The 19763-nt window shown below is 36.5% G+C and carries 15 protein-coding genes; 5 read left to right on the top strand and 10 right to left on the bottom strand.

The features are described 5' to 3' along the window. Positions 1–102: 102 nt before the first annotated feature. From ABDZ84_RS15870 to ABDZ84_RS15855, 4 genes are read right to left on the bottom strand one after another with little or no spacing between them, the layout of a single operon-like run. Entirely contained in the window at positions 103–576 is a 474-nt protein-coding gene (locus ABDZ84_RS15870; RefSeq protein WP_026682758.1) for a thioesterase family protein, read from the bottom strand. A 16-nt stretch (positions 577–592) separates the two neighbouring features. Beyond that, entirely contained in the window at positions 593–1576 is a 984-nt protein-coding gene (locus ABDZ84_RS15865; RefSeq protein ID WP_034679631.1) for a 3-hydroxyacyl-CoA dehydrogenase NAD-binding domain-containing protein, read from the bottom strand. 6 nt (positions 1577–1582) lie between these two features. Continuing rightward, positions 1583–2476, bottom strand: coding sequence for a beta-keto acid cleavage family enzyme (locus ABDZ84_RS15860; protein WP_121604836.1), 894 nt, complete (start codon positions 2474–2476; stop codon positions 1583–1585). After that, on the bottom strand, positions 2469–3029 hold the full coding sequence (locus tag ABDZ84_RS15855; protein ID WP_034679632.1) for a GbsR/MarR family transcriptional regulator: 561 nt from the start codon (positions 3027–3029) through the stop codon (positions 2469–2471). Before ABDZ84_RS15855 ends, ABDZ84_RS15860 begins: the two co-directional genes overlap by 8 nt. Before the next feature lie 249 nt (positions 3030–3278). Between ABDZ84_RS15855 and ABDZ84_RS15850 the strand changes: the two genes are divergently transcribed. Continuing rightward, positions 3279–4871, top strand: a complete 1593-nt coding sequence (locus tag ABDZ84_RS15850; protein ID WP_343782193.1) for a BCCT family transporter — start codon at positions 3279–3281, stop codon at positions 4869–4871. 461 nt (positions 4872–5332) lie between these two features. On the opposite strand, the gene ABDZ84_RS15845 is transcribed toward ABDZ84_RS15850, so the two are convergent. From ABDZ84_RS15845 to ABDZ84_RS15830, 4 genes are all read right to left on the bottom strand, one after another. Continuing rightward, a complete protein-coding gene (locus ABDZ84_RS15845; protein WP_205388390.1) occupies positions 5333–6058 on the bottom strand; it encodes a PRC-barrel domain-containing protein in 726 nt (241 codons plus the stop codon). A 65-nt stretch (positions 6059–6123) separates the two neighbouring features. Next, positions 6124–6939, bottom strand: a complete 816-nt coding sequence (locus tag ABDZ84_RS15840) for a S1 family peptidase (protein ID WP_343782191.1) — start codon at positions 6937–6939, stop codon at positions 6124–6126. A gap of 23 nt (positions 6940–6962) precedes the next feature. Next, positions 6963–8993, bottom strand: coding sequence for an ABC transporter ATP-binding protein (locus tag ABDZ84_RS15835; protein WP_026682763.1), 2031 nt, complete (start codon positions 8991–8993; stop codon positions 6963–6965). Then, on the bottom strand, positions 8993–10741 hold the full coding sequence (locus ABDZ84_RS15830; RefSeq protein ID WP_026682764.1) for an ABC transporter ATP-binding protein: 1749 nt from the start codon (positions 10739–10741) through the stop codon (positions 8993–8995). The genes ABDZ84_RS15835 and ABDZ84_RS15830 overlap by 1 nt, the downstream gene beginning before the upstream one ends. Positions 10742–11423: 682 nt before the next feature. Here ABDZ84_RS15830 and ABDZ84_RS15825 point away from each other — a divergent pair. Genes ABDZ84_RS15825 through ABDZ84_RS15815 form a run of 3 tightly spaced genes read left to right on the top strand, consistent with a single transcriptional unit; the run spans position 11424 to position 15185 of the window. Continuing rightward, positions 11424–12926, top strand: a complete 1503-nt coding sequence (locus ABDZ84_RS15825; RefSeq protein WP_026682765.1) for a spore germination protein — start codon at positions 11424–11426, stop codon at positions 12924–12926. A gap of 8 nt (positions 12927–12934) precedes the next feature. Beyond that, complete coding sequence (locus ABDZ84_RS15820) at positions 12935–14056, top strand: GerAB/ArcD/ProY family transporter (protein WP_343782187.1); 1122 nt, start codon at positions 12935–12937, stop codon at positions 14054–14056. Beyond that, on the top strand, positions 14046–15185 hold the full coding sequence (locus ABDZ84_RS15815; protein ID WP_343782185.1) for a Ger(x)C family spore germination protein: 1140 nt from the start codon (positions 14046–14048) through the stop codon (positions 15183–15185). The genes ABDZ84_RS15820 and ABDZ84_RS15815 overlap by 11 nt, the downstream gene beginning before the upstream one ends. Positions 15186–15265: 80 nt before the next feature. Here ABDZ84_RS15815 and ABDZ84_RS15810 read toward each other — a convergent pair whose 3' ends face one another. After that, entirely contained in the window at positions 15266–16342 is a 1077-nt protein-coding gene (locus ABDZ84_RS15810) for an undecaprenyldiphospho-muramoylpentapeptide beta-N-acetylglucosaminyltransferase (protein WP_343782183.1), read from the bottom strand. Between the two features lie 104 nt (positions 16343–16446). Between ABDZ84_RS15810 and ABDZ84_RS15805 the strand changes: the two genes are divergently transcribed. Then, positions 16447–17808: an MATE family efflux transporter gene (locus ABDZ84_RS15805; protein WP_026682768.1), complete on the top strand. Its 1362-nt coding sequence runs from the start codon at positions 16447–16449 to the stop codon at positions 17806–17808. Between the two features lie 292 nt (positions 17809–18100). On the opposite strand, the gene ABDZ84_RS15800 is transcribed toward ABDZ84_RS15805, so the two are convergent. Continuing rightward, entirely contained in the window at positions 18101–19288 is a 1188-nt protein-coding gene (locus ABDZ84_RS15800; protein WP_026682769.1) for a NupC/NupG family nucleoside CNT transporter, read from the bottom strand. Positions 19289–19763 lie beyond the last annotated feature (475 nt).

The following is a 19763-nucleotide window of genomic DNA, read 5'->3' as shown; positions in this document are numbered from 1 at the left end:
TAACTAAAAAAAGATATGAATCCCATAATAACATGGAAATCATATCTCTTTGGACTTTTTCAGTGGCCTCAACTCACCAGAGGTTTTTCTTGCTTCCACCTTTTATTTTTTTCTTCGAATACCGATAACGCGTCCTGCTTCCTTTGGTTTTTCTTCAGGCATACAACTATCTGCGATTTCATCAACATTCGAAAGGATAGCTGTTGGAAACGGTGCAGACTTCCCAGTTGAATGGTCAATCCCCATCAGTAACTGCTCACTTGTCGCAGCTCTTTTTCCGTCTTCACCATATAATTCGAAGAAAGCATGTACACGCTTATTATCATAATCCAACATCTGAAACGATACTTCTATTGGCTCAGCAACATTCATTTCCGCCAAATAACAAACATGTGTCTCTAATGTGAATAATGTATAATTTTCTTGATTACGTACTTCTTCCGTCAGACCTATAGTATACATAAGTTTATCCACAGCTCGGCTAAAAACTCGAACATATTCTGCATCATTCATATGGCCATTATAATCAATCCATTCTTCTCGAACACTATCTTGTAAAATAATCGAGCTTGGCATTAACATTCCCTCATTTCTATATGTCGCCATTAATTGTAGCAGCAGGCCAGTATTTCTTTAATAACTCCTGTAATTCTATTAAAAATTGATCTCTACGTTCTTCTAATTCTTCCATTGTGGTCCCAGCGGTTTGGCTTTCACAGCCAGTTATTACTTTCTCTGTAAGCTCATCCGTTAACTCTGGCGCTACAAGCTTGGTCCATGGTAGCTTTAATGCTGGACCAAACTGTTCAAGAAGATGCTTCATGCCTTCTTTTCCCCCACCCATATGCAAGGTCATGAATGGTCCCATTAATGCCCAGCGTAAACCAGGTCCATATACAATAGAAGCGTCGACCTCATCAGTCGTTGCTATACCGTCATTTACGATATGCAAAGCTTCTCTCCAAATTGCTTCCATTAATCGATCTGCGACATGTCCTTCAATTTCTTTCTTAATGACAAGTGGCTTCATACTCATTTGGTCATAGAAGCTTCTTGCTTTTTCAATAGTAGATCCAACTGTTTTATTACCACCCACTATTTCAACTAAAGGCATTAAATATACAGGATGAAACGGATGTGCAACTATCACTCTTTCAGGATGATACAAACAATCTGCCTGTAATGTACTTGGTAGAATACCTGAAGTACTTGAAGCAATTATAGTAGCTTCTGAAGCATGCTGATCTATTTCTGTAATTACCTTACGTTTTAATGCTTCACGCTCTGGAACATTTTCTTGTACATAGTCTGCAGTTGATACCGCTTTTTGTAGATCCTTCTCGAATGATAAATTAGAGAGTGATGCCCCTGGAGCTAATCCTGTTTCCTTCATTGCCGGCCAAGCTCTATTCACCGCATCCCTTGTCCGTTTTTCTGCTGCTGGATCTGGATCACTTGCTGTAACTCGATATCCATTTGCTAAAAATCTCGTGATCCATCCATTACCAATAACACCAGTTCCAACCACGGTGATATTTTTGATTTTTTTTGTTGATTCTAAAGCTTCTATTGTCATGCTGATTTATTCCCCTTTACTGTATGGGTTTCTTAGTTTTAAATATTCTCGTGCTTCTTGCGGATTCATTACATCATGTCCCAATCCTTGGATTTTTTCAACAGCCTTGTCGACAAGTTGTTCATTCGTTGCTAACTTTCCTTTTTTCAAGTATAAATTATCTTCTAAACCTACTCGTGCATTTCCTCCCTGAACAACAGATTCAGTGACCATTGGCAATTGCATTTTGCCAATACCAAACGCAGCCCATTTTGCATTTTCAGGTAAACGATTTTTCATATATGCTAAAGTTTCTGCGTCTGCGTCTGCTCCCCAAGGAATTCCCAAACAAAATTGATACATCGGATCACCATCAATAAGTCCCTCTTGTAGTAATTGATTAGCAAAGCGAATATGTCCCGTATCAAAGCATTCAAGCTCAGGTTTAACCCCGCTCTCTTTTATTAACTTAGCTTGTTTACGTAGCCAAGTAGCAGGACTAATATAGATTTGATCACCAAAATTAACACTGCCACAATCCAATGTACAGATCTCAGGAAGTAATAATCCAACTGGCTCATGTCGTTCCTCAGGCGTTTGAATATCTGTACCTTTCCCACCTTTTGTCGGGTCTGCTTCACTTGGTAGCCAATCACCACCTCCACCAGCTGTAAGATTTAGAACAACATCTGTATCAGACTCACGGATTCGTTCAACTACTTCTTGGAATAATTGAACATCGTGACTTAATTTACCAGATTTTGGGTCACGCACATGTATATGTGCAATGGTTGCACCTGCTTTTGCCGCTTTAATCGCTGAATCAGCAATTTCCTTCGGTGTCACAGGAACGTGCGGACTTTTTTCTGCAGTCTCTCCTGCTCCGGTTACTGCACAAGATAGAATTACTTTTCTATTCATATTTATTACCCCCTGCTTGTTTTTTGGGAACATGTTGAAATATTTCGCCACTCTCAAAGAAAGAAATTAATCGTTTGATCCAGTCATAATAATCCATCCACGCTTTTAACTCAATTGTAATTTCAGTTATTAACTGCTCATTTGTATCAGGTAGCTTTTCTACATGATTTAGATCATGCAACTTTTCTTTTAACTTTTGTTCAAAATGGATATGTTTATTGATTGCATTATGCCACGTTGAAGTAAACAGTGACGTGAAAGTTTGATAATAGTCTTGCTCAACCTGATACAAATCTTTTCGAACGCCTTTTTTAAAAGCACGTTCTGCGATATTTAAGTCAATCATTTCACGGACAACCTGGCTCATTCTTGTCTTGCTCATACCTGTTTCCGCAGAGAGTTCATCCAAGGTCATTGGCTTGCCCTGCATATAAATAATTCCTAAGACACGTCCAACTGTTGTAGACACTCCAAAAGATTGCATATTATCTGCAATCTTTTCCACAAAGTGTGATTGAATTTCTACTATTCCTTTATTTGATTGTGACGACATATTAACCATCCTTTTTTAATCTTAGGAAACTGTATCATGGCAGAAGAAATTTCGAAACCAAGATTTTTTGTAGCATTATGGAGTATATAAGAGAATATTGAAGCTGACATTATATAAACTTTATAAATAATAAATTTTATAAAGTTTACGTATTATTTGCCGTTTGTTTGCTCTTCCCCTGTTTGCTACGATTAATAAGTCCTTAAAATCGGAAAAAGCATTATAATAAAGAAAGGTTTTGATTCTTATATGAATTTTAAATTAATTGATTGGCCAACGTTTTTAGGGGCACTTGTCATATTATTAGGAGTATCACTTCCACTTATTATTTTCCCTGAGGCTGGAGCTGAAGTTATAAATGAAGCGAACACATTTATGACAGGTAATTTTGGTATCCTTTATTTACTGTTAGGTTTGGCATCATTTATCTTTTTATTATTTGTGGCCTTCAGTAAGAATGGTAGAATTAAGTTAGGAAATAAAGAAGAGAAAAAGGAATTTAATACCTTTTCTTGGGCTGCCATGTTATTTGCAGCTGGTATCGGATCCAGTATCCTTTACTGGGGTATGATCGAGTGGGCATACTATTATCAAGGACCACCGTTTGGAGTGGAAGCAAAGTCAAAAGAAGCAATCCAGTGGGCATCTTCATACGGTATTTTTCATTGGGGTCCGATTGCATGGGCTATCTATACATTACCTGCATTGCCAATCGCTTACTTCTATTATGTACGTAAAAAGCCAGTCTTAAAAATTAGTGAAGCTGTTAGACCAATACTTGGTAATCTTGTTGATGGACCAGTAGGAGTAATCATTGACATATTATTCATGTTTGGGTTAATGGGAGGTGCTGGCACAACATTAGCGTTAGGAACACCGATGATCGCTGAAGGTATCCATGATCTAACAGGGATCCCGGTGACATTAGGTTTAAAAGCAGGGATTATGTTACTATGTACTTTAATCTTTGCAATTAGCGCTTATTCTGGATTACGTCGAGGAATAAAAATATTAAGTGATATCAATATTTGGCTAACTATTATCTTAATGGCTTTTGTTTTTATATTCGGACCAACCCTTTTTATTAGTGAAACAACTTTCTCAAGCCTCGGAATTCTTGCAGATAACTTCTTCCGAATGGCAACATGGCTAGAACCATTTCGAAATTTTGGTGGTTTTACAGAAACAGGCTTCCCTGAATCTTGGACCGTGTTTTATTGGGCATGGTGGGTTGTTTATGCACCATTTGTAGGTCTATTTGTTGCTCGCATCTCTCGAGGGAGAACGATTAGAGAAATGATTCTCGGTACAATGATTTATGGAACATTTGGTTGTATTCTCTTCTTTGGTATTCTTGGAAACTTTGGTCTCTATTTACAATTATCGGGATCGTTTGATGTCATTGGCTTTATGAATGATAATGGTGCACCTGCTGCAATTATTGCCATTCTTCATCAATTACCAATGGCTGATATGATTGTAGGTTTATTCACTATTCTTGCCGTCATTTTTCTATCGACAACCTTTGATTCTTCTTCCTATATTTTGGCAGCAGTTGTTCAGAAGCGAATTAAAGGAGAGCCTTTACGTTGGAACAGATTATTTTGGGCGTTCACCCTTTGTCTATTACCTCTCGTATTAATGTTTATTGGTGATTTAAAAGCATTACAAACAGCAAGTATTGTTGCTGGATTCCCACTTATTTTGATTATGTTTCTGTTAGCATGGTCATTTATGAAAGCTTCTAACTACGATATGCAAGCATCTAGAGATTTTAAATCTCCCACCATCCACATAAATAGAAAGGAAATAGAGGAAAGATCCAACCAATCAAAATACTAGCCAATTATCATTTCATGAACACAAATAATCTATATAGACTTTATTTTCTATAACTGCTGAGGAATTTTTTCTCGGCAGTTATTTTTATGTAGAGACAATAATAACCATCATAACTTCGCTATAGCAATAAAAGCAAAAACTAGACCAGACAGGCCTCCAAGCAACATACATTTCGCAAGGAGGCTCTAACGTTCGTCGTGAAATTATTCACAAATTGCCCAAGAAAAAACTAGGCGTTTTCTACAAACTGAAGGTGGTGTATCATCATTTCGTTTACATTCAGCAACTGAAATATACGAGACTACAGTTATAAAAGAGAAACAGTACAAATCTCGGAATGGAGCTTCTTTGCTTGCAGGGAAAATAAACATTTCCCAGGGAAGGAGAGTGTACTCCAGTTGTGTTAAAAGAGAGCAGAGTTATTTGAAAGTGCTTTTTCACTCCTCTGAAGGAAGCAATATTCAATTTTGTATTATTTCAAAGCTTTCTAATATGGACGTTTTCGTATAATATTCTTTTTTTAATTTTACATCTGAAAGAGAGGTATTTAAATACATGTCTTTTTCAAACCAGTCCACCTGTTGAATTTTCTCAATTGGAAAAATAAAATAAGCTTCTTCTGTGAATTTCTCACTATTTTGTACAATTACATAGCTTACCTTCCAATAATTAGTATCAACAATTAAATCAGCAATATGACCAATCTTACCGTCATTTGCATGAACCTTAAAACCAATGGTTTCATCTTCACTTCGAAGATTATAAGTTTGCCAGTCACTCACATGATTCTCATAGTTATCTGAACTATCATTTGTTGATCGCGGGAAGGTCATTGGTTGATCTACTACTCCCCAAATCATACTACCTGCCCAGTATCTTGCCCATCCATAGTAACTAATCAGCGAATTTTCATCATCCTTAGTAACTGCATTTTCTTCAGGTATGGTTGGACTATTTCGAATTACTTCTTTATCATGCTTTACTTCTACATGTTTTTCTCGTTCATTTAGAGCTCGAAAGGACGCTGGTGACATAAGCACACGTCTGCCTGGCAACCACTTTCGTGTATCTACAACTGCATAACGAATGGCCCATTTATTATCATCAAAGTAAAGATCCTTAACCTTTCCCATCACTCCATCTGAAGCATGAATTTTATAATTCTTTAATTCAGATGTTAAAAACATTGTAATCGCCTCCTTAGACGTTTACAAATGTATTACCCTTTATAAAAATTAATAAACCAACCGTATTATTGATATTGATAATAATAGTCAATAGGATAAAATAAACCAACCTTACCGTATGAATCATGGTCCAAAGTAGCAAAAATAATCCCAACTACCTTTCCTTCCCTATTTATTACAGGACTACCACTATTACCTCTGTATACGGGAGCTTCAATCATAATGACTTTTTCTTCCCATGAGGTTAATTTAGTATAGCCGATAATTTTCCCTTCATTTGCTATCCCGTTAAATCGTAATGGGTTTCCTATAAACTGAACTTGTTCGTCTTTCTGCACGGAAGCTCGTTTGGCTAAATTTAAATAAGGTACGTTTTCGGCATCCGCATTTAAAATTGCTAAATCAATAGATGGATGCGTTGTTTCTACGGTTGCATTAAATAAACCAAGCTCAGGAAATACCACAGTTACATTTTCTTCTCCTTCAACCACATGATAGTTTGTCAAAATGGTTCCATCAGCTGAAACTGCAAAACCTGTACCTTTTGAATCTTCTGTTTCTATTGTAACAACTGCTTCTTTATACAATTGAATTTCTTCTTGAAGTGATAACCGTGCGGATGTCTTTAAAAACTCTATTGCGGGTATGGAAAATGTGCGTGGTATTAAAGCAATAACATTAAAAAGAAGCACAACTGCAATTAGCCAAAACGCCCACTTTGGAAATGGACGTTTTGGTTCCAATTGCTCCTTTGCTTCTTTTTCCCTGGCCAAAACCTTTTGTCGTTGTTCTTCAACTAAATCAAAAAGCTCTTCATCATCAATTTCTTCATATAGATCTTCATCGATAATATCCTGCTGATGTTTATCCTTCTGATCCATAATCCACCTCATCGTTACGATATTTATGAAACAACAGACTTTGCTTTGTTCCCTTGCTGCATTTGATACATTTGATAGTAATAACCCTGCTCTATCATTAATTGTTCATGATTACCATGCTCTTTTATCGTACCACGATCAAGTACAAATATGGTATCAGCTTGTTGAATCGTTGACAAACGATGCGCAATAACTAAGGTTGTTCTTCCTGATTTCAAAACTTCTAGCGCCTCTTGAATCATTGTTTCTGTTTCAGTATCAATATTAGCTGTCGCCTCATCAAGAATCAGTATAGCTGGATCGAAAGCCAATGCACGTGCAAATGATATTAATTGTCTTTCCCCCAATGAAAAAGTTGTTCCTCCTTCTGTTACCTTTTCCTCATATTTCCTCGGTAATTTTTCTATAAAACGATCCGCCCCAACTGCTTTTAATGCCTGAATTGCTGCATCAGTAGTTATATTAGGGTCATTCATCGTTACATTAGACAAAATAGTACCAGAAAATAAAAATGGATCCTGTAGGACGATACCCATATGACTACGAACTTGCTGGCGAGACCATTCTTTTGTAGAGATTCCATCAATTGTAATCTTTCCTTTTTGCGGATCATAGAAACGGAATAGTAAATTCATAATTGAACTTTTACCAGAACCGGTATGACCTACAAACGCAGCAGTCTGACCTGCTTTAATTTTAAAGGATAAATCCTTTAATATATAGTCATCATCATTATAAGCAAATGAAACATGATCAAATTCTACATTACCACGATATCGTTTTACTTGGTCATCCATTACTTCCTCTCCATCATAGTCCATTAATTCAAACACTCGATTTCCTGCCACTCTGGCTTGCTCAATTAAAGGAAGCTGATTAACGATATCCGTAACGGGTTCAAAAAGCCGGTTTAGATAATCGACAAATGCATAGAGTAGGCCAATAGATATAACACTAGTAGGCTCTAAAGAAAATGACCCAAAATACCAAATAAATGCTACAAAAGCAAGATTTCGAAAAACAGTAACTAGATTATAAGAGGTTAGTGCACTCAGTTTTACCAGCTTTCGTTGGTAAGTAAAATGGCGCTCATTTAATACCTCGAAGTCCTCCTTTGTTTTCTTTTCTCTGCGAAATGCTTGGATAATGGGCATGCCTTGAATTGCTTCATTAATATTCCCATTGATTTCACTAATAGTTGAACGAATAACAGTATTATATTTCGTACCAAAGTACTTATATACCTTCATCCAACCAATAATTAATGGAATAATTAACAGACATAGAGCAGCAAGCTTTACGTCCAAAATAAATAGTGCTACAAAAATACCAGCCATATAGATGACACTTGTTACAACAATTGATAAAACCCGCTCGTAAAGATCTCGTATCGCTTCCGTATCATTGGTTATTCTTGCTACTATTTTACCAGCTGGTTGATCCACATAGTAATTAATTGGTATACGCTGCGTATGAGCAAATAAGTCGTTTCGCATTTGTTTTACTATTTTATTAGAAGCTTGCTGTAATAGAAAGGTCTGATAAAACTGAAAAAATCCAGCAATGATAAGCAGTATCATATATAGACATAGTAATAATAATATCGGTTTTCGCTCTGGTTTAAAGAATGGATAAATCTCTGATAATGACAGTTTTTCTCCAGTTACTTCAATCTTTTCTGTTGATGTAGTAATCGTTATCGTTCCTTCATCAACAGATCGTTTTCCTTGTAACGGAACTTCTTCATGAACAAAGTAATACGTAGAACCAATTCCTATGATGGTAGCAGTATCACCCACTACTTCATCTTCGTTCTCCAAGCGGTCTGCTCGTTTATAGAACTTATCCTCATATTCAACCGTATCCGTATCGTCCTTTAAAATGACCTGCTGCCAGTTCCCTTCTACGCCAAGTATATGATCATCAATTACTTTTTTCGCGATTAAAGGACCAGCTAATTCTAAAGATACGGCAATAACTAAACAAATTAAGCCAATAATGATACCCTTCTTAAAGCGAAGTGCATAAGAAAAAAGTCTTCTTTCAGTAGTCATTAGCCAGTTACCTCCTTATCTTCTAGCTGTTGTTGATTATATTGTTCTTGGTACCATCCTTGCTGTTTTACTAATTGCTCATGGTTTCCTTGCTCTATAATCACTCCATCTTCTAACACGATAATATGGTCGGCATGCGTAACAGCAGATAGACGATGTGCTGCAATAAATGTCGTCTTATTTTTTCGTTCTTTACGTAAATGATCAATGATTCTAGCTTCTGTTTTTCCATCTACAGCAGACAATGAATCATCTAAAATTAATATCTCTGGATCTTTAATAAATGCACGCGCTAGTGCCACTCTTTGTTTTTGTCCTCCAGATAATGTAACACCACTTTCTCCAACCTGTGTATCTAACCCATTTGGTAGTTGTTTCATATCGTCAAGAAAATGGGCAAGTTGCATGACTCGAAATATCTCCTCGTCAGTTGCATCTTCCTTCCCAAACTTTATGTTCTCTCGAATTGTTTTTGAAAACATCATTTGGTCCTGTGGGACATAACCAATCCAAGAACGTATTTGCTCAAGCGAAAGATGTTGTAAATCTTCCCCAGAAACAGTTATTTTTCCTTTCATATCAGGATATTGCCGTAAGAGCAGTTTAAAAATAGTCGTTTTACCTGCCCCTGTCTTACCAACAATACCGATTGTTTCTCCTCTTTGCACGTGTAATGAAACGTCTTTTAGTTGCTCCATTTCCGTATCTGGATAGGAAAACGAAACAGATGAAAAATCAATGGAAGTTACTTCTGATACATGAACAGGCTTCGTCGGATCTTTCACATCTGCTTGGTAATTAAGTGTGTGATTTACACGATCCAAAGATGCATTCCCTCGCTGTAAAACATTAATTAGCTCTCCGACAGCAAACATTGGCCAAATTAACATTCCTAAATAAACATTAAATGTAACTAAGTCACCGAGCGTAAGAATATTTTCAAATACGAGAAACGCTCCGTATCCAAGTCCAATCGTATAAGATAGGCCGACTAAAATTTTCATCGTTGGTTCAAATAACGCATCTATCTTGGCAACTTCTATATTTTTTTCATAAACATCTGTTGTCATGGCTTGAAACCGCTGTGCATCTTGCTTTTCTTGTACAAATGCTCGAAGTACCCTGACACCGCGAATCGACTCTAACACGTCATTGTTCATTTCACCAAAGGCTTCTTGCGCTTTTGTAAATCGAGCATGAATAGCGGCACCATATTTGTTCATGACAATCGCCATAATTGGCAATGGAATTAAGGAAGCAATGGTTAATTTCCAGCTAATCGTGAATCCCATCATAGCTATTATCATTAACATGAATATACTTGAATCAACAAGCGTCAACACACCGAACCCAGCAGTTAAGCTTATCGCTTTAAGATCATTTGTGCTTCTAGCCATTAAGTCTCCTGTACGATATCTCCCAAAAAACGATGGTGTCATGGCTAAGAAATGCTGCATTAAATTGCTCCTCATCCATTTTTCTAAAATAACGGCACCACTAAATAAAGTATAATCCCATAGGTAAGAAATGGCGTAATGAATGACGATTAGCAATAAGTATCCCACGATGATTGCAGTTAGCAATTGTAAGGTAAGTGTTTCAAATTGAATATGATCAATCGTATACCCCGCTATCTTAGGTGGGATTAAACCAATAGCACTAGCAATAATTAAAGCAATAATTGCAAATACATATCGCTTCCAATAATGTTTAAAAAACCAATTTAATTTTCTAAAAACACTAAACATAATAAACACCTTCTTTTCTCTATATATAAGGTCTATAAAAATAATACATTCATTTCCTCTATATTCTCTGTATAACAAGCAAACGATAAAGCATTCTTTTCCATTGTGCAGATGCCTTTCCATTAATAAGAGTTCGCGATTTATTATAGGGATGTTAAAAAGCTCTAAAATCACTCCTAAAATGAATCAAAACCCAAAGAAAAACACATACGTCCATGACGTATGCGTTCATAAAAAAGGCAAATAGTAATTAAAAAACTTCCCTTTTCAACACAAAAGAGTCACAGACACCTGTGACACCTTTCAAAAGATTAAATAATGCTAACGTTAACCATAAGTTAACAATTTTACATGTTCACGCTTGAGGTCACAGAGAATATAGAATTTTTTGTTGTCAGTTGCTGATTGATTCGCATGGTATGTGACCTCCTTCTTTTTAGATTCTCAATTATTATAGTATTAGCAAAATTTTAAGTCAATATGTTTTTCACAATTTTTTTAAATAATTGTTGGATGCGGAATATAAAGTCGATCTCCCACTCACACATATTAGGTTTCACCTTATTACTTGAAGTGGGGGCTTACTGCCAGTTATATGTGGGATAAATTTAAATCTCAAATCATATTTCCTTCCTTTTCAGACATACTAAGCTTATAGGAACGGAACAATTTGGAGGCAATTATGAGAAGAGCTAAGAAGAAAAAGACAAGTAGTATTTTCCCGAGCAAATTAGAGGATCTACAGGCGATACTTCAGCAAAAATTTGATCATAATTCCGATTTAAACTATACGATCTATAATCATCAAAACCAGCGGATAGCTGTATTTTATATCACCTATCTCATCGACACAAATAAAGTAGAAAACTCTTTACTAAAACCACTTTTAGAGCGTAAAGAAAGCTGGTCCATAACAGCTTTATTAAATAATATTCCATTAAGTTCTGGAAAAACGGTAGACAACTTGGACGATATATTGAAAGGAATCTTATTAGGTGAAGTATTTATTTACATTGAACAAGACTCCACCATTATTTCTTATACCTTGAAAAAAGAAGAAAAGCGCTCACTTTCTAAGGCTGAAACTGAATCCGTGGTACTTGGTCCACAGGTTGCATTTACTGAATCTCTTGCCACAAATATGAATTTAACTCGTAAAGGGATTTTATCGAATGATCTAGTTTTAGAAAAGATTGTTATTGGTGAACGTTCACCAAAGGAAATACGTTTAGCGTACTTAAAATCAATTGCGAACGAAACAGATATTCAAACCATGCGTCAGCGATTAAATGACCTGGAAATTGATGAAATTGAAGATAGTTCAGTCTTAATTCAATTAATCGAGGATTCGTCCGCTAGTATCTTCCCACAATTCTATGAAACCGAATTACCTGACCGCTTTTCTTATTCTATATCCAAAGGTCGCGTTGGCGTTCTCGTTGAAAATAGTCCAACTGGTATAATTGCACCAGTTACTTTATTCAGCTTTTTTGAATCAACGGAGGATCTTTACATGCGTTGGAATATTGGTAGTTTCTTTCGAATTCTCCGTTTTATTGCCATGTTTATTTCTGTATTATTAACTCCTTTTTATGTAGCAGCAGTAACGTATCATTATGAAATTATTCCGATCCCATTATTAATTTCACTTGGGCAATCCCGGGCAAACGTACCCTTTCCTCCTATTTTTGAAGCTTTCTTACTTGAGTTACTCATCGAATTACTGAGAGAGGCAGGAGCGAGATTACCGACAAAAGTTGGACAAACGATGGGTATCGTTGGCGGTGTTGTAGTTGGAACAGCTGCTGTACAGGCTGGTCTTACCAGTAACATTCTAATTATCTTTATTACACTAAGTGCGCTTGCTTCGTTTACAGCTCCAAGTTATCTGATGGGAACGACAATTCGTGTTTTGCGCTTTCCCATGATCGTTCTTGCAGGTGTCTTAGGTATTATTGGAATCATGTTTGGCATCTGCTTTCTGATTATTCATTTACTAAAACTAACATCATTAGGAAGACCATATTTATCGCCTGTGTATCCGCTTAATTGGCAGGACTTAAATAAAACCTTATTTCGCCTGCCTTATAATATGCAAACAAAGCGATTTTCTTCATTCCGTTTAAAAGATCTATACCGTTTTAGTAAAGAAAAAGCGAAGCGCAAAAAAGATATAGATGAGTAGGTGAAAGCGTGAGAGTAAATTTAACTGTAAAACCAAATCTACAGCTACGATCCTTCTACCTATTCTTTATGATTGTCTCTATCCAAATTGGTGTAGGGATTATGGGAGTACCTAGAATTATATTTGCAGAGACAGGTAGGGATTCATGGTTGGCTGTCATTATTGCATTCATCTATATCCTATTTCTTCTCATAGCTATGTTCTTGATTTTAAAGCAGTATCAGAATGCAGATATTTTTGGAATCCAAGTAGATCTATTTGGCACATGGATAGGCAAGCTTCTCGGAGCCATTTATGTTGTATATTTCGGATTATGTCTATTCACTGTTTTGATTACGTATATTGAAGTAGTAACGATTTTTATTTTTCCAGGGTTAAATAATTTTTTGATGGCATTATTATTAATTGCCTTAATTATTTATAGTGTTATGGGAGGTATTCGAGTAGTTGTTGGTGTTTGTTTTCTTTTTTTCATTCTCTCTCATTGGCTTGTCCTATTATTAGCACAACCAATCTGGGAAATGGACTGGTCTCATTTCCAGCCAATGTTTCAATCCTCCTTAACAGAATTACTAAAGGGTGCACGGAGTACCGCTTATACGTTCAGTGGGCTAGAGTTCCTGTTTTTAATCTATCCATTTGTTATAAATAAGAAAAGTGTAAAACTACCTGTATATTTAGGGGCACTCTGGTCTGCCCTACTAGTACTCGCTGCAACAGTTATTGTTACTGGTTTTTTTACACCTGAGGAGATCAGTGCAAGAGAATGGTCTGTCCTCGGTTTGTTCAAAATTCAATCATTCTCTTTTGTAGAACGGTTTGACTATATCGTCGTAACTGCATGGATGATGGTCACCTTACCAAATATGATTCTTTGCTGCTGGGCTATTACCTATGGGCTTAAGCGCTTATATTATTTCCCACAAAAATACTCTCTCTATGTCTTAGCAGTCATACTTGCAGTTGCCAGTATATTTACAAAAGAGCATTATCTTATACAGTTCATCATTAACTTTACTGCACAACTTGGTTTTTGGCTCGTTTATGTGTATCCATTTCTATTGCTTATTCTTGTCATCATAAAAAAACGAATAAACAAACGGAATGGAGGACTGACTCATGCTAAATAAAGGAATGCTCTTTTCTTTAGCTGCCTCCCTGTTTTTAGTAACAGGATGTATGCAAATGAAACCAATTGAACGATTAGCTATTATTAACGCAAGAGGTGTTGATCTTTCAGGTGAAGATTTAATTGATACTACCTTGGTTATTTTCCAATTTGATACACAGACAAAAGATATTTCTAAAATTGCTTCTGGTACTGGAAAAACAATTAAAGAAGCAAGATACGATGCAAATACGAAAACGAGTTTCTCACTAACTCCCGGGCAGATTCGCCTCGAACTTTATGGAATGGATGTAGCTAAAAAGGGGATTTTTCCCTATTTAAACACATTAGTTCGTGATGCTCGAACATCTGACAGAGTACTATTAGCAATAACAGATACAACTGCCAAAGAAGTAATAACAAAAGGACAAGAGGAAACAAATATAAATGTGGGACTATTTATGAACGGGCTAATTAATCAAAAGATCCAAGATGATAGTATACCTAAGACAGAGCTCTATGATTTTACACATGCTTATTTTGAAAAGGGGCAGGACCCCGTACTGCCTATCATCAGCTCAGTTGAAGGAACACCAAAGTTTTCAGGAATAGCTATGTTTCAAAATGATAGCTATGTCGACAGGCTGACGTTGCATGATGCCTTGCTAATTAATTTATTTCAAAAGACCATTCACTCTGCTCCATTTGATATTAGCGTACAATCAGAACCCCTTAAACCTTATTTTCAAAAAAGTCTTTCCGGTCAAAAGGAGGAAGAAATTCATCTGAATGGTAGAATTATTAAAGGAAAAAACAATACACAATTGCTGGATAAAAACCAGTTGCGGTTTCAAACAGACATTACCATTCAGATGAATTTGCTGGAGATGTCTTTAGAACTGGAATTAGAAAATAAAGGTGTCATTGCTAAATTGGAAAAACAAATCGAAAAACAGATCAAGAAGAAATATGAAACGCTTTTAGAGAAAACACAGGAAATGAAGGCTGACCCATTTGGATATGGCGAAATTTACCGAGTGCATAAAGCTAACGGAGAGTTAGAGAAAAATGAATGGCGTGAGAAATACCCAGATATTGACGTTAATTACAATGTCGATGTAAAAATCGTTGAATACGGAACAATTAGATAGGGTCGAGCTATTTGAACATTTAAATACAGCCACAGATCAAAATACAGAGCCACTATCCCTTTGTGACAGTGGCTCTACGATTATTTTCCATTCTGTACTTCTGTAAGTATCTCAATAACGCGATCTCGTGCCTCTTCGCTCTTATATTGCTTCATTGTATCGATCATAATTGGTGCAAATTCCTTTAATTGTTCCAGCTCATGTACAAGCGTGTCTTCTGACAACGATTCCTCTTCTAACACTCTTGCATACCGTTTCTCGGCAAAGGATTTTGCATTTATGATCTGATCTCCTCTGCTAGCTTGACGAGATAATGGTATTAGCAGCATCGGCAATTGCAGTGCAAGAAATTCAAAGATAGCATTAGACCCTGCACGCGATAGAACATAGTCACTTATTGCAAAGATATCTTTTAAATCATCTGTAACATATTCAAATTGGACGTAGCCATTTTCTTTTATCTGATGGTCAATTTTACCTTCACCACAAATATGAATGACCTGAAATAATGGTACTAGCTTTGGCAAGCTATCCCGAACGGTTTCATTTATTTTTTGTGATCCTCCGCTTCCGCCCATGATTAATAAGATCGGCTTTTCCTTTGTAAGCCCTGTTAAAGCAAGACCTTTTTCTCTATTCCCTTGAAATAGTTCATCTCGTACTACTGCTCCAACATATTCTGATTTTTTTTCTGGCACATAATTTATCGTTTCTGAAAATGTTGTTAGTACTTTTTTAGCAAATGGTATAGCTATTTTATTTGCTAGACCAGGTGTATAATCAGACTCATGAACTACTGCCGGTACACCAGTTAGTTTTGCAGCCAGCATGACAGGTACAGATACAAATCCACCCTTGGAAAAAATAACGGATGGCTTGCGTTTCTTAATTATTTTCGCTGCTTGCATTGTTCCTTTCAAAACTTTAAATGGATCTTTCAAATTCTCTATCGACATATAACGACGGAGCTTTCCTGTTGAAATAGGATGATAAGTTACACCATCCACTTCTCCTATAAGCTTTCGTTCGATACCATCTTTTGAACCAATATAATCAATGTCCCAGCCTTTATCTCGATAGTACGGAATCAGAGCTAAATTAACAATGACATGCCCTGCAGATCCGCCTCCAGTAAATAGTATTCGTTTATTTTTCATTATGTGAAAACGTCCTTTCTTCCAAACTGCTCTATAAAACGGTATAATAATTTTTACGCTCCTCTTCTATCCTATTAGAAAATACATGAAAAAGGAAGAGAATTATGTATCAGACAACAACGCTAAAGGAAAAACTAAAATTATTCGCTGTAATATTAATTCCTATACTAATTACCCAAGTGAGTATGTACTTAATGAATATATTTGATACTGTCATGTCAGGTCGTGCTGGTGCAGTAGATCTAGCAGGTGTCGCGATCGGGACGAGCTTATGGGTTCCTATTTTCACTGGTATAAATGGGATTTTACTTGCCATTACTCCCATAATTGCACATCTCACAGGAGCTAGCTCTGAAAATAAAGTTACCAATAGTGTACAGCAGGCAATATATTTATCAATTGTTCTTGCCATAATTGTATGTACTATTGGTGGTATATTACTAAACCCTGTTTTAAACCTAATGGAACTCGAAGCTGGGGTTCGACAAACTGCGAAATATTATCTTATTGCCTTAGGGACAGGAGTAATTCCTCTCTTTATCTTTAATACAGTAAGATGCTTTATCGACGCACTAGGGCAAACACGGATATCTATGCTCATTATTCTTATATCCTTGCCGCTTAACTTATTTTTTAACTATATCTTTATTTTTGGTAAATTTGGGATTCCAGCATATGGCGGAATTGGCGCAGGAATTGCAACCTCGATAACCTATTGGCTTGTATCCATTTTGGCACTAGCCGTTATTTATAAAATTACCCCTTTTCGTAAATTTTCTATTTTGACGAATTGGGTAAAACCTTCTGCAAAGGATTGGTGGGAGCAATTAAAAATAGGTATCCCAATTGGTTTTGCCATGTTTTTTGAAACAAGCATTTTCTCTGCTGTAACGCTATTTATGAGTGTATATAGTACCTATACTATCGCCGCCCACCAAGCAGCAATTAATTTCGCATCCTTGCTCTATATGATTCCATTAAGCGTTGGAATGGCGCTGACTATTGCTATAGGTTACGAAATAGGTGCCAAACGATATTTAGATGCACGTACGTATGGATATATCGGTATTAGTGGTGGCATATTTATCGCCCTTTTTGCAGGATTTGTATTATATATTACAAGAGATTGGGTAGCCGCCATGTACAATTCAAATCCTGAAGTTATCCAGCTTACAAAGCAATTTATCTTTTATGCTATCTTCTTCCAGCTCGCTGATGCATTTGGTGCACCCATCCAAGGAGCATTGCGCGGTTATAAAGATGTTAATGTTACGTTAATCATGGCGTTAATCTCCTATTGGATAATTGGTTTACCGGTTGGTTGGATTTTAGCAAACTATACAGTTCTTGAACCTTTTGGCTATTGGGTTGGTATAATTACTGGATTGACTGTGGGAGCTATCGCTCTATTATGGCGTTTACTTTATCTACAACGGAAATTTGTCCATACCTCCCATTTGCATTAGCATGGATGATGAAAGCGAGTCCCAATGTATGAAGTTATTCGGATCGTAGCTCAGTTCATGTTTTGAAATGTGATCATTATTAACCAGCTAACTAGTTAAAGAAAAAACACGTTACCAAATGGATCTTCGGACTCGTGCTGTTTCACCGGAATCTCGCTTATTTCAGGTGCTAAAATATTTATTCTAATCAAAAAACGAGCGATAATTAATTTCATTCAACTAATCATCGTTCGTTTTTGATTGTTTCTTATTTACATTTGTCTTAGACTCCAATCATCCTACCTATCATATCTTATAAGAATAAGCCGGCAACGGTAGCTGATAAGATCGATGCTAAAGTTGCACCAAGGAGCAATTTTAGCCCGAAGCCAGATACGCTCACAGCTTTCTTTGCATCAATTCCCTTAACAGTTCCAGCAATAATACCGATGGAGGAGAAGTTTGCAAAGCTTGTTAAGAAGACAGAAACGATACCAACGGTTTTCTCTGACAGAGAATCAATCGATGGTTGGAATTGTAACATTGCGACAAATTCATTTGTTACAATTTTTGTTCCCATAATTGATCCAGCTTGGACGACCTCACCTGGAGATATCCCCATCAGAATACCAATAGGAGCTATAATATACCCCAAAATTTGTTGAAGTGTCGCTCCAGAAAAGATTAATTGAATCAGCCAATTTACAAGCTCTAATGAAGCAATAAACGCAATCAACATTGCCGCTACAATTAAAGCTATCTTTCCGCCTTCTAGCGCACCATTCCCCATCGCCTCGAAAATACTTTTATCATTCGTCACATCTTTAATATCCACAACGTCTTCTTCTTTCGGTACTTTAACCGGTGCAATTATTGAAGAAATCATTAATGCGCTTAACATGTTCAAAGGCAGTGCAACTAATACATAGTCATTAGGCAAAATTTGCAAATATGCTCCAACAATCGACGCGGATACAGACCCCATGGCGGAAGCACTTACAATATAAAGCCGATTAGCATTTAAATGATGAAATTGTGAACGAATAGCAATCAATGCTTCAGATTGTCCAAAGAATATACTGTTTACAGCATTAAATGACTCAACCTTTGGAAGCCCTGTCACTTTTGATATTAACCCACCCAAATATTTAATAAGTGGTGGAAGAATACGTAAATATGTTAAAACGGATAACAACGTAGCAAAGAAGATGATTAATAATAGGACATTGAAGAAGAATACGCCGCCTTCCTCTAATACGAATCCACCTACTACGAAATTGATCCCTTCTGTACCGAATTCAATTAATTTATTAAAACCAGCTGAAATTCCTGTAATAATCGTTTGACCAATTTTGGTCTCGAACATAAAAAAGGTGATCAACAGCTGAAAGACTAACATAATGATAATACCTTTATAATTTATACTTTTCTTATCATTAGACATTAAAAATGCTAGTCCCAGGACAACGACGATCGCCAGTAATCCTAGAAGTATTCCCACACTGATTTCCTCCCTATTGTAACTGTTTTCATTATTTCTGATACATAGGTCATTGTACCAAGTTGTCAGACGTCATGCAAGAGATTGTTTTTTCTGTAAATTTAAATATCCTGTTTTATTTGTTCCCCTTTTTAAATAGAAAAAACAAATTATTTTGCTTCTATCCCAAAAACAAAAGCGGAAGCGAGCGACTAGAGCGAAGTAAAGGAATCACAGTGAGCTTGCGAGCTGATGATGACTTAGATTCGTGCAATTCATGAAGCAGCCTAGTTTCTGGACGCGGCTCAACACGCCCATATCTTTCCACACGGGCTAATTTTATAGTTTCTAGACTATTAAAAAAACGGAGCAAAATTAGCTCAGTCCTTATCACTACATGCTCCGATTTACGCTTCCTCTAGTAGTTATTATGGAATAATAGCTACTGCTTGACCACCACTCCGGCTGCCCACTTCCCTTTCCGTGGGGTTTGTCC

The sequence above is a fragment of the Virgibacillus salarius genome (assembly GCF_039521925.1).
Classification (GTDB): domain Bacteria; phylum Bacillota; class Bacilli; order Bacillales; family Amphibacillaceae; genus Virgibacillus; species Virgibacillus salarius.
This window is presented reverse-complemented; position numbering and strand designations above follow the sequence as displayed.